Origin of the sequence: Sunxiuqinia rutila, assembly GCF_050589705.1 — a bacterium.
Lineage (GTDB): Bacteria > Bacteroidota > Bacteroidia > Bacteroidales > Prolixibacteraceae > Sunxiuqinia > Sunxiuqinia rutila.
Genome location: NZ_JBNGOT010000001.1, coordinates 460,451 through 476,769, shown reverse-complemented (window position 1 = coordinate 476,769; position 16,319 = coordinate 460,451). Strand labels below are relative to the sequence as shown.

General features: G+C 46.9%; 11 protein-coding genes. 5 read left to right on the top strand and 6 right to left on the bottom strand.

Going from position 1 to position 16,319, the window contains the following annotated elements:
• Positions 1-12: 12 nt before the first annotated feature.
• The 5 genes from ACRD6K_RS01750 to ACRD6K_RS01730 all read right to left on the bottom strand — a co-directional run bounded on the left by ACRD6K_RS01750 (position 13) and on the right by ACRD6K_RS01730 (position 7,169).
• A complete protein-coding gene (locus tag ACRD6K_RS01750; protein WP_430971817.1) occupies positions 13-1,401 on the bottom strand; it encodes a TolC family protein in 1,389 nt (462 codons plus the stop codon).
• A 25-nt stretch (positions 1,402-1,426) separates the two neighbouring features.
• Positions 1,427-4,576, bottom strand: coding sequence for an efflux RND transporter permease subunit (locus ACRD6K_RS01745; protein ID WP_430971816.1), 3,150 nt, complete (start codon positions 4,574-4,576; stop codon positions 1,427-1,429).
• Between the two features lie 15 nt (positions 4,577-4,591).
• On the bottom strand, positions 4,592-5,779 hold the full coding sequence (locus ACRD6K_RS01740) for an efflux RND transporter periplasmic adaptor subunit (protein WP_430971815.1): 1,188 nt from the start codon (positions 5,777-5,779) through the stop codon (positions 4,592-4,594).
• Between the two features lie 35 nt (positions 5,780-5,814).
• A complete protein-coding gene (locus ACRD6K_RS01735) occupies positions 5,815-6,264 on the bottom strand; it encodes a MarR family winged helix-turn-helix transcriptional regulator (protein WP_299578173.1) in 450 nt (149 codons plus the stop codon).
• 371 nt (positions 6,265-6,635) lie between these two features.
• A complete protein-coding gene (locus ACRD6K_RS01730; protein ID WP_299578174.1) occupies positions 6,636-7,169 on the bottom strand; it encodes a peroxiredoxin in 534 nt (177 codons plus the stop codon).
• A 316-nt stretch (positions 7,170-7,485) separates the two neighbouring features.
• On the opposite strand from ACRD6K_RS01730, the gene ACRD6K_RS01725 reads away from it, so the two are divergent.
• Both ACRD6K_RS01725 and ACRD6K_RS01720 read left to right on the top strand, forming a co-directional pair.
• Complete coding sequence (locus ACRD6K_RS01725) at positions 7,486-8,985, top strand: glycoside 3-dehydrogenase (protein WP_430971814.1); 1,500 nt, start codon at positions 7,486-7,488, stop codon at positions 8,983-8,985.
• A 168-nt stretch (positions 8,986-9,153) separates the two neighbouring features.
• Positions 9,154-10,641: a glycoside 3-dehydrogenase gene (locus ACRD6K_RS01720; protein WP_430971813.1), complete on the top strand. Its 1,488-nt coding sequence runs from the start codon at positions 9,154-9,156 to the stop codon at positions 10,639-10,641.
• A gap of 21 nt (positions 10,642-10,662) precedes the next feature.
• Here the strand turns inward: ACRD6K_RS01720 and ACRD6K_RS01715 are convergent, their stop codons facing one another.
• Positions 10,663-11,400, bottom strand: coding sequence for a lysophospholipid acyltransferase family protein (locus ACRD6K_RS01715; protein WP_430971812.1), 738 nt, complete (start codon positions 11,398-11,400; stop codon positions 10,663-10,665).
• Positions 11,401-11,635: 235 nt separating this feature from the next.
• On the opposite strand from ACRD6K_RS01715, the gene ACRD6K_RS01710 reads away from it, so the two are divergent.
• The 3 genes from ACRD6K_RS01710 to ACRD6K_RS01700 all read left to right on the top strand — a co-directional run bounded on the left by ACRD6K_RS01710 (position 11,636) and on the right by ACRD6K_RS01700 (position 16,281).
• Positions 11,636-14,128: a CoA-disulfide reductase gene (locus ACRD6K_RS01710; RefSeq protein ID WP_430971811.1), complete on the top strand. Its 2,493-nt coding sequence runs from the start codon at positions 11,636-11,638 to the stop codon at positions 14,126-14,128.
• Between the two features lie 122 nt (positions 14,129-14,250).
• Positions 14,251-15,138, top strand: a complete 888-nt coding sequence (locus ACRD6K_RS01705) for a LysR substrate-binding domain-containing protein (RefSeq protein WP_299578179.1) — start codon at positions 14,251-14,253, stop codon at positions 15,136-15,138.
• Positions 15,139-15,345: 207 nt separating this feature from the next.
• Positions 15,346-16,281, top strand: a complete 936-nt coding sequence (locus ACRD6K_RS01700) for a YeiH family protein (protein ID WP_430971810.1) — start codon at positions 15,346-15,348, stop codon at positions 16,279-16,281.
• The last annotated feature ends 38 nt before the right edge of the window (positions 16,282-16,319 follow it).

Below are 16,319 nucleotides of genomic sequence, written 5' to 3'. Positions count from 1 at the left end.
ACATGAAAGGATTTATTTCCATCCGCCACCCAATGCACGGTATAGCGACACTACAGCATTCAGCTGCTGCACATGGTCATTCACATTGCTAAGCTGTGCGGCCAGCAAACTTTGTTGGGCATTCAACACCTCGGTATAGGTTGCCGATCCGTATGTCAACAGCTCGTTGGTATAGTCAACCGATTTTTCGAGGGCTGACAACTGCTTTTCGCGCAACACAATCTTCGCTTCAGAAGCATCGTAAAGCCCCAAAGCATTGTTCACTTCCTGGCCGGCATTCAGCAAAGTCTGACGCAAACCTAACAAAGCTGATTCCTGCTGGGCACGTGCCACCTTCAGCCGTGTGGTATTGGCTTTCCGGTTAAAAATAGGCGAAGCCAACCCACCAATAACATTGGCAGCGAACGAAGAAGGATCAAGCAGATCAGCCAGGTCCAGCGCTTCAAAACCAGCGTTTGCCGTTAGTGTTACCGAAGGAAAGAAATACGCCTTGGCGCTGTTGGTCATTTCGTAAGCACTCATCACCCCATACTGGGCTTGCATCACATCCGGACGGTTTTCCAACAGCTGAGCCGGAACCCCGGTTTGCAGCAGACTTGCCACTTCCTGGTCGGCCAGACTTCCGCGTTCAATCGGGCCAGGAGTCCGCCCTAAAAGCATGCTCAACCCGTTTTCGACTTCCCGAATCTGATGCTCCAAATCCGGCAGGGTAACTTCGGCTGCGTAACGAGCCGCTTCACTCTGCACAATAGCCGCCCCCGTTACCCGGCCATTCTCTTTCAACACTTTCATAGTTTCCACCAGGTCAATGTTGTTCTTCACCGTTTCGCGGGTAATTTCCAGTTTGGCATCCAAGGCCAGCAGGCTGTAATAGGCTGAAGCAATGTTGGCAATCAGCCGTGTTTGCACCGCTTTATGTCCGGCATCGCTGGCCAGCAAGTTGGCATAAGCGGCCCGTTTCGAGCTGCGCAACTTTCCCCAAATATCCAGTTCCCAGCTTGCCTGGGCATTGAGCTGGTAGATATCCAATTCGCGGGGACCAGCAGGATTGGTCGATTCCGAATTACGGCTATGCACCACCGATCCCTGCGCAGTTACTCCTGGCAACAAGGCGGCTTTACTTTGACCGAAATAGGCTTCAGCTTCCGCAATTTTCTGAACGGCCATCTGAAGATCCAGGTTATTGTCCAGTCCTTCCTGAATGAGGGCTTTCAACTTTGAATCGCTAAAAAGCTCCTGCCAGGGTTTTTCGGCCAGGTTAGCCGAGTCAGTCACCTCAACGCCAAAAAGCCCTTCGGTGTTAACATCCTTCTTTTGGAAATGCCGGGAACTGCTGCATGATACCAGCAGCCCCGAGATTCCGATAATGAAGAGTATATTTTTGATTGATTTTGTTCTCATAATTTCTCTTAATTGCGCTGAACGATTAATCCAGGCTGTTCATCTCTGAAATTTCTGTTTGTTCCGGTTTCTTCACTTTCTCCTGAAGCGTTTGGAAAATAACATACATGGCTGGAATAACCAGGATACCGATGAAGGTACCGATAAGCATTCCGCCTACGGCTCCCACACCAATTGAACGGTTTCCATTAGCTCCTACTCCACCACCAACAATTAAAGGCAGCAAACCAACAATAAAGGCGATCGAGGTCATCAAAATCGGACGTAAACGAGCTACCGCCCCTTCAATCGCCGATTGCATGATGGTCATTCCCTCATGGCGGCGTTGCAAGGCAAACTCAACAATCAGAATAGCATTCTTAGCCAGCAAACCAATCAACATGATCAGTGAAATTTGCAGGTAGATGTTGTTTTCAACCCCCATGATGCGGGCAAAAATGTATGAACCGGCAATCCCCACGGGTAACGAAAAGAGAATTGACAAAGGCAGAATAAAACTTTCGTATTGTGCAGACAACAGGAAGTAAACAAAAACCACACACAAAATAAAGATGATAACCGTTGTACTTCCCGAGGCCAATTCCTCCCGTGTCAATCCTGAAAAGTCGTATCCATAACCCATTGGCAGTTCCTGCTCTGCTACTTCCTGCACTGCAGCAATAGCATCACCGGTACTGAATCCGGGGTTAGGCGCTCCGGTCACAGAAATGGCCGTGTACATGTTGAATCGCTTCAAACTTTCGGGACCAAACACCCGCTTCAGCGCAACAAACTGCGTGATTGGAGCCATTTCTCCGTTGCCGGTTCTGACTTTAATACTTGAAAGGTCCTCCGGATTACCCCGGTAGCTCGGATCAGCCTGAACCATCACCCGGAACTGTTTTCCGAACCGGTTAAAATCTGAAGCATAGTAACCACCAATATATCCTTGCAAGGCACCCAACACGGAATTAACTCCTACGCCGGCCTGCTTACAAACAGCTACATTCACATCCACTTCGTACTGCGGGAAGTTGGTGCTGAATGAGGTAATCGCATACTGGACTTCGGGACGCTGGTTCAGCTTCATCAGGAAGTTGTTACTGATCTGCTCAAACTTCTTAATATCGCCACCGGTCTTATCTTCCAGTTCAAGGGTAAAACCACCGGAAACTCCAAATCCTGGAACCATAGGAGGTGCAAAAGCAATTACCCGGGCATCGCGAATTCCGGCTGTCGCCTGGTAAATGCGGGCAATAACACTGTTCACTCCCTGGCTCTTCTCGGTACGCTCGGCAAAAGGTTTCAGCTTACAAATTACCATGGCATACGAACTTCCAGCCCCACTAATCAAAGAATAACCCGCTACGGTAGAACGCCCGGCTATTTCAGGAATCGCTGTTAGCATGGAGTCAACCTGCTCGGCTACAATCAAGGTCTTTTCGGATGACGTAGCCGGAGGCATACTAATATCCAGGAAAATACTTCCGGTATCTTCGTTGGGTACAAAGCCCGTTGGCGTTGTTTTCATCAGATATCCCATAATTCCGACAAAGACAACAATCACGGAAACAGCCACCCACTTCCGGTTCAAAAAGAACATGGTGGTTTTCCGGTATTTTTCGGTCATCGCATCAAAAGCCGTATTGAACGAAGCATACATCCGCTCTTTCAGGTTTTTCTTTTTCGAAGGATCTTCATGCTCTGGTTTCAGGAAAATCGCACATAAGGCCGGGCTCAATGTCAAGGCATTTACGGCCGACAGGATAATGGCCACAGCCAGCGTAATTCCGAACTGCTTGTAGAAAACCCCGGTTGATCCGGAAATAAAAGTTACCGGCACAAACACGGCCGACATCACCAAGGTAATGGCCACAATCGCACCTGAAATTTCATTCATGGCCGAAATGGCTGCTGTTTTTCCGTTTTTAGCACCACCATCAAGCTTGGCATGCACGGCTTCCACCACCACAATGGCATCATCCACCACAATACCGATGGCCAGTACCAAGGCAAACAAGGTTAACATGTTGATGGTAAACCCAAACAAGCTCAAGAAGAAGAAGGTACCAATAATAGATACCGGAACAGCAATTGCCGGAATCAAGGTTGCCCTGAAGTTCTGTAAGAAGATAAAAACAACCAGGATAACCAGCACCAACGCTTCAACCAACGTTTTCAACACCTTGTTAATTGAGCTGTCCAGGAACTCATTCGTATCATTCAGAATGGTATAATCCAGACCTTCAGGAAACGATTTAGACGCCTCTTCCAGGGTGGCTTTGGCTTGCGAAATTACTTCGCGCGCATTGGATCCGGCCGCCTGAAAAATGGCAATTGACACACCCGGTTTCCCCATCGCTGTAGTGGTTACCGAATAGCTAAGTGCTCCCAGTTCCACTTCGGCCACATCTTTTAACCGAAGGATGTTTCCGTCTTGATCGGCCCGGATAATAATGTTTTCAAATTCTTCGGGCTGAGATAGCTTTCCTTTGTATTTCAGAATGTACTCGTAGGTCTGGTTATTCAGTTCTCCGAAACGTCCGGGGGCAGCCTCCAAACTTTGCTCATTCAAAGCAGCCATCACATCGCGTGGCTCCAGTTTGTAAGCAGCCAGTACGTCCGGTTTCAACCAAATACGCATGGAATAATCCTTGGCACCAAAAATCATCGCCTCTCCAACACCACTAATCCGCTTAAACATCGGAATCAGGTTGATATTGGCATAGTTCTGAATAAAGGTTTCATCGTATGTCCCATCCGGGCTGTACAACGAAGTAATCAACAGAATACTACTCTGGCGCTTGGCGGTAATCACCCCGGCTTTTACCACCTCTGCAGGAAGCATATTGGTGGCCTGGGTAACCCGGTTCTGAACGTTTACCGCAGCCATGTCGGGGTCAACCCCTTGCTTAAAATACACTTCAATGTTTGCACGCCCGTTGTTCATGGAAGAAGAAGTCATGTAGGTCATGTCCTCTACCCCGTTGATCTGTTCTTCCAACGGCACCACCACACTTTTCAGCACGGTTTCGGCGCTGGCGCCGGTGTAGTTAGCCGACACCCGAATGGTTGGAGGTGCAATATCCGGATACTGTTCAATGGGCAATGTGGTAATCCCCAACACGCCAACAATGACAATAACAATCGATATGACCGATGATAATACCGGTCGTTCAATAAATTTTCTGAACATGTTTTCTGTGGAATTTTAGTTACGACTTGAATTAGCTGCAAGCCCGCTTTCGTTCATCGAGCTAAGTTCTGTCAACTTTGGCTTGATTGGTGTTTGATTTCTCAGCGAAGTAATTCCCTCAATCACAACCTGATCACCAACCTTCAATCCGGAAGTAACCACATAGTAGTCTTTCAGGTTACCGGCCAATACCTCTACACTGGTATTTACTACCTTATTGTCTTCACCTACCACGTATACAAAATGCTTACCCTGTAATTCATAAGCCGCTTTCTGCGGAATCAGGATTGCTGCTTCCAAATGTTCCGGGATGCGAACCAAACCACTGCTACCACTGCGTAGCAGGAACCCGGGGTTGGGGAACGAAGCCCGAATGTTTACTGATCCGGTTTGCTGATCAACCAAACCACTGGCAGTTTCCACTTTTCCAGTAGCGTCAAAGGTGGTATTGTCGGCTAAAACCAAGGAAACATCTGGTATGCTCTTGAGTTTTTCCTGCAGGTTAGCACCTTCCAGATCACGGGTCAATTTCAGAAAGTCTTTTTCATTCATCGAAAAGTAAGCATACATGTTTGTCGTATTCGAAACAGTTGTCAAAGGCTCAGCAATGGCACTGCTCACCAAACTTCCTACACGGTATGGGAAATTACCGATAATGCCATCGGTTGGACTGGTGATTTTAGTATACTGCAGGTTGGCTTTGGCATTTTCCATGTTGGCTTTGGCCTGGGCTAATTGTGCCTCGGCTGCTTTCAGTGTTGACTGAACCGACTCAAGCTCAAACTTACTGATGATGTTTTTATCAACTAGTGGTTTGGTTTTGCCTACATTGATTTTGGCCGTAGCCACTTGTGCCTCGGCAACTTTAACCTGCGCTTCGGCTGAGCGTACGTTGGCTTCAATGTCGTTCGCATTTAAGCGAAACAACACCTGTCCTTTTTTCACATAGGCTCCTTCATCCACCAAAATCTCTTCGATGTATCCAGCCACGCGGGGACGAATCTCAACCGTTTGCTGGCCTTCCAAAACTGCCGGATAACTTTTATCCAGCGTTGCCCTTTGCTCTTTTATTGAAATAACCTGATACTCCTTTGCCTGTCCCGGGGCTCCGGGGGCCACTTCTCCCTGGGTTGGTGTGCAGGCTACAGCCGCGAACATCAACCAAATAAAATTCAGATTTTTAATGTGTTTTCTTGTTTTCATGTTTAATCTATTGTTTAAAGTCTTCTGTTTTCAAATTAGTCATTGCACTCACCAGGCGTAAATCCGGCATTTTGCTGAATCATTTCAGCCACACGCCTAAAGGCCTGAAAATCTTCGTTACTCACTCCTGCCAACAACTTATCGACCAACGATTTTGCAATTCGCTTGGCTTTATCCAACTCTTCTTCTCCTTTGCTGGTCAGCATCAGGTTCTTTTTCCGCCCGTCATGCTTATCCTGGCTTCGAACCACATAGCCATTATCCAACAAAACACTGATTTGTCGCAAAATGATTGACTTATCCTTGTTAAATGCATCAGCAAGCTCTTGTTGCGTCCAATTCTTATTTAAAGACAACTGAAACATAATCGCGAAATGCTCAAAACTCAGATGAATCTCTTGTTCTTTAAACGCCTGCATTATCATCCCCTTATAGGCATGGACCGTTTGCCCCAGAATATGCCCCAATGGTTTATCTGTGTTCATCGTTAAATTGTTTTCAGCAAAACTAATCCGAATTAGTTGACTAAGTCAACTAGTTTTGGTTAAAAAAACTTTAACACATCGAAAAAAAACTTAATCAACTAGTTAATTGAATCTTACAAATTATCCCAATGTTAAGAAATCAGACAATAAGCTCTGCTTTTAACACCTGTTAACAGTCTATCCCTACTTGCGACTAACCGTCTGATAACAAAATTGATTTCTTTTGAACGACAGCAAGCAATACTTCCTCCTGCTACAGCGATTTCGGTTTCTTTTCTCCGATTTTTCAGGCACAAAAAAAGGATGTCTGCTGACATCCTTTCTATAAGCTATAAGATCTAATCTAACTTAACTCATTATGGCGTATTGTATTAAGCTAATGTTGCTTGACCCGGCTCCCAATCACAAGGTGTTAACTCCCCTGTTTGCAAAGCGCCCAAAACGCGTAAAACTTCAGGCACATTGCGGCCGATAGCCAAATCGTTAACGCTTACCCAACGGATCACTCCTTCTTCATCTAGAATGAAAGTTGCCCGGTAAGCAATTTTTTCGTCAGCTTCCAAAATTCCTAAGTCTTCGGCCAGCGATTTTGAAGTATCCGCCAACATGGGGAATTGCAGCTGACGCAAGCCAGGGTGATCGTTTCTCCAAGCCAGGTGCACAAATTCAGAGTCGGTTGAAGCACCAATCAGGTTGGCATTCAATTTCTGAAATGATGCGAAGTGGTCGTTAAACCCGGTAATTTCTGTCGGGCATACAAACGTAAAGTCTTTTGGCCACCAAAACACCACACTCCATTTGCCTTTCAGGTCTTCATTGGTAATGGTCTTAAATTCTTTTCCTGGTTCAAGGGAAACAACGGCTGTCTTTTTAAACTCGGGAAATTTTTGTCCTATTGTCAACATGATTTTCTGTTTTTAATATTTGATTTTTCAATAATTTCTGTGGCAAATATAGCGGCAGCTCCAGTGGCAATCAAATTGATTTTTTTTAATCGGAATAGACAAAAACTATTTGACAAACCTGTAAAAACCCATTAGTTATCGTTCCTCTTTATTGCAACCCATTCAAGCCAAGAATCCTAATTCCGTTGTCCTTTGCGGATTCATCCGGCAAAATGTTTGGGGGTAAGCCCGAAGAATTATATCTTTAACTGGTTTTTTAAAGCTTTCGGGCTTTAAGAAATTACGTTTTTACCTGAATCAATTTGAATTATAAACTATGAAAAAGCTTTCAAAAGAATCAAAGCAAGTTTCAAGAAGGGCCTTTCTGGGAACAGCTGCAACTGCAGCTGCCGGAATTACCATTCTTCCTAGCAGTGTTATTGCAGGTTTGGGACACAAAGCCCCGAGTGATAAACTGAATATCGTTGGTGTTGGTGTCGGCGGTATGGGTTTCGCTAACTTGAAGAACCTGGAATCAGAAAACATCATCGGTCTTTGCGATGTGGACTGGAACTACACTGGCGGCAACGGCGTTTTCGACCGCTATCCAAAAGCCAAAAAGTACAAAGACTGGCGCAGAATGTATGACGAAATGGGTAACGATTTCGACGCGGTTATGATTGCAACAGCCGACCATACCCACGCCATTACTGCAGCTCACGCCATTGCCATGGGCAAACACGTATACGTGCAAAAACCATTAACACACTCCGTTTACGAATCTCGTTTGTTGACAAAATTGGCTGAGAAGTATAAAGTGGCCACATCCATGGGTAACCAAGGATCGTCAGGCGAAGGTGTAAACCTGACAACCGAATGGATTGCCAACGGTGAGATTGGTGAAATTACCAAAGTAGAAGCGTTCACTGACCGTCCAATTTGGCCACAAGGATTGAACACTCCTGAAAACGGGCAGTGGGTTCCTGATGGATTGGATTGGGACTTGTTCGTTGGACCAGCTAAAATGCGTCCGTACAACGAAATTTACCATCCTTGGAACTGGCGTGGCTGGTGGGACTACGGTACAGGTGCACTCGGTGATATGGCTTGCCACATCCTGCACCCGGTATTTGTTGGTCTGGACTTAGGCTACCCAACAAAGGCACAAGGTAACTCTACTTTATTGTTACAAGACTGTGCCCCAACAGCACAATCTGTGAAATTAACTTTCCCCGAAAGGAAAGCGAAGAAAAAAATGAAAATTAAACTTCCTGAAGTGGAAGTAAACTGGTATGATGGTGGTATTAAACCAATGCTTCCTGACGGATGGCCAGCTGGTAAAAACCCGAATGACTCAGGTGGTGGTGTCATTTTCCACGGAACTAAAGACAAGCTGATCTGTGGTTGCTACGGTGTTAATCCATGGTTGTTGTCCGGACGCAAACCAGACGCACCTAAATTCCGTCGTCGCATTGAAACCAGCCACGAAATGGACTGGGTACGTGCATGTAAAGAAACTCCTGAAAACCGGATCCCTACAGCATCTGACTTCAGTGAAGCCGGACCATTCAACGAAATGGTAGTCATGGGTGTATTGGCCGTTCGCTTACAAAGCCTGAATAAAGAGCTTGAGTGGAATGGAGAAAAAATGGAATTCACGAACCTGAATGACAGCGAAGAAATCAGAACGGTTATTAAAGATGGTTTTGCGATTCATGATGGTCACCCAACCTTCAAGAAAACATGGACTGATCCTGTTTCTGCAAAAGAGTTTGCATCAGAACTGATCAAGCACACTTACCGTGCACCATGGAGCTTGCCGGATATGCCAGCTTAATGATTGAATTCAAGTTTAATTACAATAAACGGGGTAAGAAACATCTTACCTCGTTTTTTATTGCCCAATCCGAACTGGTCAATTATTTCCAATTAGAGCTTTTCCTTTTTTTACAAAATCAACATTTCTTACTAAATTGTCCACGCATATTTCCTAAAATCAAACGCAATGAAACCTAGTAAAACGGGCATCAGCCGACGAAAATTTATCGGATCAACCACCGGGGCATTAGCCGGATTGACCCTGCTTCCCAGCCATGTTATTGGCGGGTTGGGGCATAAAGCACCAAGCGACAAACTCAACATTGCCGGGATTGGTGTTGGAGGGATGGGCTATCGCAACCTGAAAAACATGGAGCTGGAAAATATTGTTGCCCTGTGTGACGTTGACTGGAAATATGCAAATCGGAACTCCTTCCGCGAATGGCCTATAGCTCCGCAGTACAAGGATTACCGGGTGATGTTCGACAAGCAAAAAGACATTGATGCAGTGATGATTGCTACGCCCGATCACTCGCATGCCCTGCCGGCTTTAATGGCCATGCGCCAAGGCATTCATGTCTACCTTCAAAAGCCCCTCACCCACTCGGTGTACGAAAGTCGGGTGCTGACCGAAACAGCCCGACGTTATCAAGTAGCCACGCAAATGGGAAACCAAGGGAATTCCAATGAAGGCATCCGGCAAATTTGCGAATGGATCTGGGCCGGAAAAATTGGCGACATAACCCGGGTCGATGCCTGGACCAACCGCCCCATCTGGCCGCAAGGGCTGGAGCGACCAGACAAGGAAATGCGCATTCCTAAAACACTGGACTGGGATTTATTTTTAGGACCGGCAGCCTACCGCCCTTACAACGAAATTTATACGCCCTGGAACTGGCGCGGCTGGTGGGATTTTGGCACCGGCGCACTGGGCGACATGGCCTGTCATATTCTTGATCCGGTATTTAAAGCATTGAAGTTGGAATACCCGTCCTCAGTGCAGGGCAGTTCCACACCAACAAATACCGAGTCATGCCCCAATGCAGAAATGGTCGTTTACGAATTCCCCGCCAGGGATAACCTCCCCAAAGTGGCCATGCCCCCGGTAACCGTAACCTGGTATGACGGGGGACTGATGCCGCCCCGCCCCGATGAGCTATTGCCCGGAGAACCTATGGGCAATGAAAGTGGAGGCTGTATTTTTCATGGAACCAAAGGAAAGATCATGTGCGGTGCTTCATCGGCTAACCCCACCCTGCTGCCAACACGTGAGATGGCTCATTTTGAACAGCCGGGAAGAAGCATTCGACGGATTCCTAACGCCCAGGAAGGCGGACACGAACAGGACTGGATTCGGGCCTGCAAGGAAACGCCCCAAAACCGTGTAGAAGCATCATCCAACTTCGACTATGCCGGACCGCTAAACGAAATGGTCGTCATGGGTGTGCTGGCCGTTCGCTTGCAAAGTTTGCAGCGCAAACTGCTTTGGGATGGTCCAAACATGCGTTTCACCAACATCAGCAATGACGATCAGCTGCGCATTCTGGCCAAGGATGAATTTGAGGTTGTAAACGGAGACCCCCGTTTCAACAAGGATTTTGTTACCCTGCCGGCCAAAAAGATGGCCGAAGAATGGATCCGGCACAACTACCGGCAAGGCTGGGAGCAAATTTAACGGTGCATTCACTGAACCAGTTTATGCCTGATTCAAATGGGCTTTGATCTTATTCTCAATTTCCAGCGTCAACTCTTTTACATCCCGCCCGGAAGGATCAATGGGCTCTAAAACAGTATAGGTCAGGCGCGTTCCGAAAGCCAAAGGAAAGTAGCCTTTCTGCATCAAGCGGCTGTTTCCGTCAATCACAAAAGGAACAACCCAGGCTGAAGGCGCTGCACGCAACAAGGATGCAATTCCGGCTGGCTGAAATGATTTCACTAAACCGGTTTTACTGCGCGTGCCCTCGGGGAAAATGCTGGCACAATACTGCTCTTTCTCAATATGCTTACCCAGCTTGGTGATTTCAACAATGGACTGACGCCCATTTTTACGGTCGATTAAAGCCGAACCACCATGACGCAGGTTGTAGCTAATGCTTGGAATGCCTTTGCCCAATTCCTTCTTCGACACAAATTTAGGATGATGCTTCCGAAATCCCCAGACAATAGGAGGAATATCCAACGTATTTTGATGATTGGATACGATAATGAACGGACGCCCTTGGGGCAACTGCTCAAATCCCCGAAACCGGATGCGTGTTCCCAGAATAACCAAACTATAGATCAACAAAAAGTTGAGAATGTCCACCGATTTTTTCCGCAGGGGATATCCTCCAACCAACCGACAAACAATCTGAATGGGGTGGAACACGACCAACAACAAGCCAAAAACCAAGAGGTAAACAGGGCTTAGTAAATATCCAAGTAAACGTTTCATTTCCAAAATTGAATTTTATTGACACAAAAGAACAAAAAATAAGGGAAAACCAGTTAAACTTCAGCCAATCGCCCAAATCTTTTCAGAACCATTCTAAATAACGGATAATCGTGTTAAGAATACATTATCTAGATCTTTTTCAGACAAAACTCAGAGATTATCATTTTTAATATCCACACATTTGCATATCTAATTAGGTTGATTTTTTTTCACAATTAATAGTTCAAGACAGAAAATGACAAAATATGTTATCATCGGTGGAGTTGCCGGAGGAGCAACAGCCGCCGCCCGCTTACGACGACTGGATGAAAAAGCAGAAATCATCATGTTCGAACGCGGACAAAACATTTCTTACGCCAACTGTGGGCTGCCCTACTACATCGGTGGAACCATTACAGAACGCGAAAAACTGCTGGTACAAACTCCCGAAAGTTTTCGGGCCCGCCTCAATGTTGATGTTCGTGTTTTACAGGAAGTGACTCAAATTAACCGGGAAGCACAAACCGTGGAGGTTTTGAATCATCAGACCAAGGAAACCTACACCGAAAGCTATGACAAGCTGGTGGTTTCACCCGGAGCTGAACCAGTTAAGCCACCTATTGCAGGTATCAATGATCCCTCCATTTTCACTCTGCGAAACGTACACGACACCGATCGGATCAAGTCGTTTTGCGATACGCAAAAGCCGAAGCGTGCCGTTGTGATTGGTGCCGGATTTATTGGACTGGAAATGGCCGAGAACCTGCACCAGCTGGGCATGAATGTCACCATTGTTGAGATGGCCAGCCAGGTGATGGCTCCGTTGGACTATGAAATGGCTGCCGAAGTGCACCAGCACTTAAAAACCAAGCAAGTTGAATTCTACCTGAAGGATGGCGTAAATTCCTTTGACCGCCAAGAAGAATCTTTGACCGTTCAACTGCAATCCGGCCGCGAACTGGAAACCGACATGGTCATCTTATCCATTGGTGTACGCCCGGAAACAAAACTGGCACGGGAATCCGGCCTGGAGCTGGCCGAAAACGGAGGCATTAAAGTCAATGAGTACCTGCAAACCAACGATCCCAACATTTACGCACTGGGCGATGCCATTGCCTTTCCACATCCCATTACCGGCAACTATGTAAACACTTACCTGGCCGGACCAGCCAACAAGCAAGGCCGCCTGGTGGCCGATAACCTGGTGTTGGGCAATACCCGAAAATACAAAGGTGCCATTGCTACCGCCATTGCCAAAGTGTTCGACCTTACGGTTGCCTCCACAGGACTTTCGGCCAAAGCGCTGAAACGCGAAGGCATCGAGTACACCTCCAATATTATTCACGGATCATCGCATGCCGGGTACTATCCGGGCGCTTTACCCTATACGCTGAAAATTCTTTTTCACCCTAAAACCGGGAAACTATACGGGGCGCAAATGATTGGCTACAAAGGCATCGATAAGCGGATTGACCTTATTGCAACGGTATTATTAAACAACGGAAGCATTTACGACCTGCAAGACATTGAACATGCCTATGCACCACCTTACTCATCGGCAAAGGATCCGGTAAACCAGGCTGGCTATGTGGCTGAAAACATCATTATGGGTCGCATGAAAAACATCAACTGGGTTGAAGTCAGCAAACTGCATGCGCCTCAAATTTGCCTGCTCGATGTGCGTACGCCTGCCGAACACGCATTGGGGCATATTGAAGGTTCGTTGAATGTGGAAGTGGATCAGATCCGCGAGCGCTTGAATGAAATTCCACGCGACAAAAAAATCATCGTGTACTGTGGGGTTGGTATCCGTGGCTATTTTGCCTGCCGCATCCTGATGCAAAATGGGTTTGAAGAAGTTTACAACCTGAGTGGTGGTTACAAAACTTACGAACATACCATGTGCAAGCAAAGTAACGAAGACATTTTTGAGTCGAGCTACATTGCCAAAGACGATCATATTTATCGCGGTAAGCCCACCGAAGCACCTTCGCTGAAAAACCTGGTAAAAACAATTGAGGTTGATGCTTGTGGCTTGCAATGTCCGGGGCCGGTGCTGAAGCTCAAAACAGAAATGGATAAATTGAACCCGGGCGACCGGCTGCAACAAAAAGCCAGCGATCCCGGCTTCATGAAGGATGTGCAATCGTGGTGCAACATCACCGGGAACAAGTTGGTGTCCCTGGAGTCCGCTGCCGGAATCATCACTGCTGTCATTGAAAAAGGCGAAGAAAAAGGATCGAAACCATCCTCTGGCGACTTTTCATCAGTTCAGCTACCCCAAAACAAAACCATGGTGGTCTTTAGCGATGACATGGATCGCGCCTTGGCCTCACTGGTCATTGCCAATGGTGCTGCATCGATGGAGAAAGAAGTTACCATGTTCTTTACCTTCTGGGGCCTCAACATCATCAAAAAAACCGACAAGCCGGAGGTTGAAAAAGACTTCATGGGCAAAATGTTCGGAAAAATGATGCCGGGCAACGCAGGCAAACTGAAGCTTTCAAAAATGAATATGATGGGCATGGGCTCATTAATGATGAAAAAGCGCATGCTCGCCAAAAAAGTGGACTCCATTGAGGACATGCTAAACACCGCCTTGGACAATGGCGTTAAGATGATTGCCTGCCAAATGTCGATGGACGTGATGGGTGTAAATGCCGAAGAGCTGTTGGATCGGGTAGAAATTGGTGGGGTAGCCACTTACCTGGAAGAAGCCGAAAAAGCCAACCTCAACCTGTTCATTTAAGACAACTGATTTTTCAAGATACAAAACGCTGCTTCGACAACCCGGGGCAGCGTTTTTTGTAGATAAAGCCGGTCATTCCTGAAATTTCCATAACTTTCGACAACAAAACAAGAAGTCAGCCGATGGATTACCGTGATGAAGTATTTTTAGCTGTTGCCGAAAACCTGAGCTTTTCAAAAGCGGCAGAAGCACTGTTTATCAGCCAGCCTGCTGTAACCAAGCACATCAAAGAACTGGAAAGTAAGCTAAACAGCGCCCTCTTTGAACGCAAAGGCAACAAAGTGTACCTCACCCAGGCAGGCAAACTGGCCTACCGCCATCTGAAGCAAATCCAGCAGCAATATCACGAATTGGAGTTTGAGCTGGGGCGCTTGAATGATGCTTACCAGGGTTCGTTGCGTATTGGGGCCAGTTCCACCATCGCACAATACCTGATTCCCGGCGTGCTGGCGGCTTTCCATCAACGTTTCCCCGAAATCAAGCTCGACTTGTATAATGGCAATTCGGTTGACATGGAACACAAGCTGCTGCAAAACGACATTGATCTGGCCTTGGTTGAAAATGATTCATCGCAAGCCAACATCCGTTACCACGATTTTCTGGATGATGAAATTGTGGTGGTAACCGGCAGCCAAAATGCACTGGGGAAACGAAAAAATCTGGCACTTGCCGACCTGCAACAGCTTCCACTTGTAATGCGCGAACGAGGCTCGGGCACACTGGAAGTGATTCAGCATGCCCTTCGTAAACACAAAATTGATCTGGACAAACTGAATATTCTGATGCACCTCGGAAGCACCGAAGCCATTAAGAATTTTTTGGTGAATTTTGATGGTATCGCCTTGGTATCTGAAAAAGCCCTAGCTCGGGAATTGCAGCTAAAAACCATTGTCAAGCTTAATGTAAAAGACTTCAGCATTCATCGGAAATTCCGGCTTGGAACACGGCAAGGCCCCGAAAACAGGCTTCAGCAGTTATTCCTGAATTTCTTGCTGCAATATCCGTTTTAAGCAGAAGTCCGCGGTTGATTGCCTTTGGACTTTTAGCTTCATTCCAACCCTTACTCCTACCTCAAATCCACAATAAGCCCGTTTTTTTGCTGACATTAGCGAACACCCCTATTATAACTTATCGTTATTGAATATTAATTTTTAGTATTTGTTTTCATTATTTCAATCATCGACATTTGCAATCGAATTCAAGCAAAACAAGAAATAATGAAACAGTTATCCACCAATATGCAGTTGATCTACAGCATCGCCATTGCGGCCTGCTTTTTACCTTTTGTATCCCCGGCATTGGCCCTGGTTACCGGAATCCTGTTCGCCTTTTGGGGTTGGCGCCACACCGGACTGCACCAACAAACCGGACGGGTTTTACAGGCATCCATTGTGCTGATGGGCTTTGGGATGAACCTGACCCAAGCCATTGAAGCCAGCAAATCGGGTCTGCTGCTCACCGCCGGCTCGGTTGTCCTCACCATTGGGTTTGGCTTGCTGCTGGGAAAACTATTGCGCGTGGACTCCAAAATCAGCTGGCTCATTGCATCCGGAACGGCCATTTGCGGAGGCAGCGCCATTGCTGCCATCGCCCCCGTCATTCATGCCAAAAACCATCAGATTTCATTTTCGCTGGTGGTCATTTTCCTGCTCAATGCCTTGGCACTGTTGCTTTTTCCCCTGCTGGGGCACTACTTCAACCTAAGCCAGGAAACCTTTGGCTTTTGGTCGGCCATTGCGATTCACGACACCAGCTCGGTAGTGGGTGCCGGAGCAGCCTACGGCCCCCAGGCGCTGGAAATAGCCACTGCCGTAAAACTAACCCGTGCCCTGTGGATCATTCCGCTTTCGGTTGCCATCGCCCTGTTCAGTAAAAATGAAAAACGCGGCAAAATCAGTATTCCCTGGTTCATTGGTCTGTTTGTTATTGCGGTAGTGCTGGCTTACCTATTGCCACAATGGGAGCCTACCTTCAGCCACCTCAACTGGCTGGGCAAGCGTGGCATGGTGGTAGCCCTGTTTTTGATAGGCTCAAACATTTCGCTGGGTGAAGTCAAAAAAGCAGGCTCGCGCAGTTTTATCCTCGGCATTTTGCTTTGGATTTTCATTGCCAGCCTATCCTTGCTGGTACTCCACAAGTTCAGTGCTATCTAAGCCGTGTCATGTTGTCATTGATTTTTATGGCGGTCCAA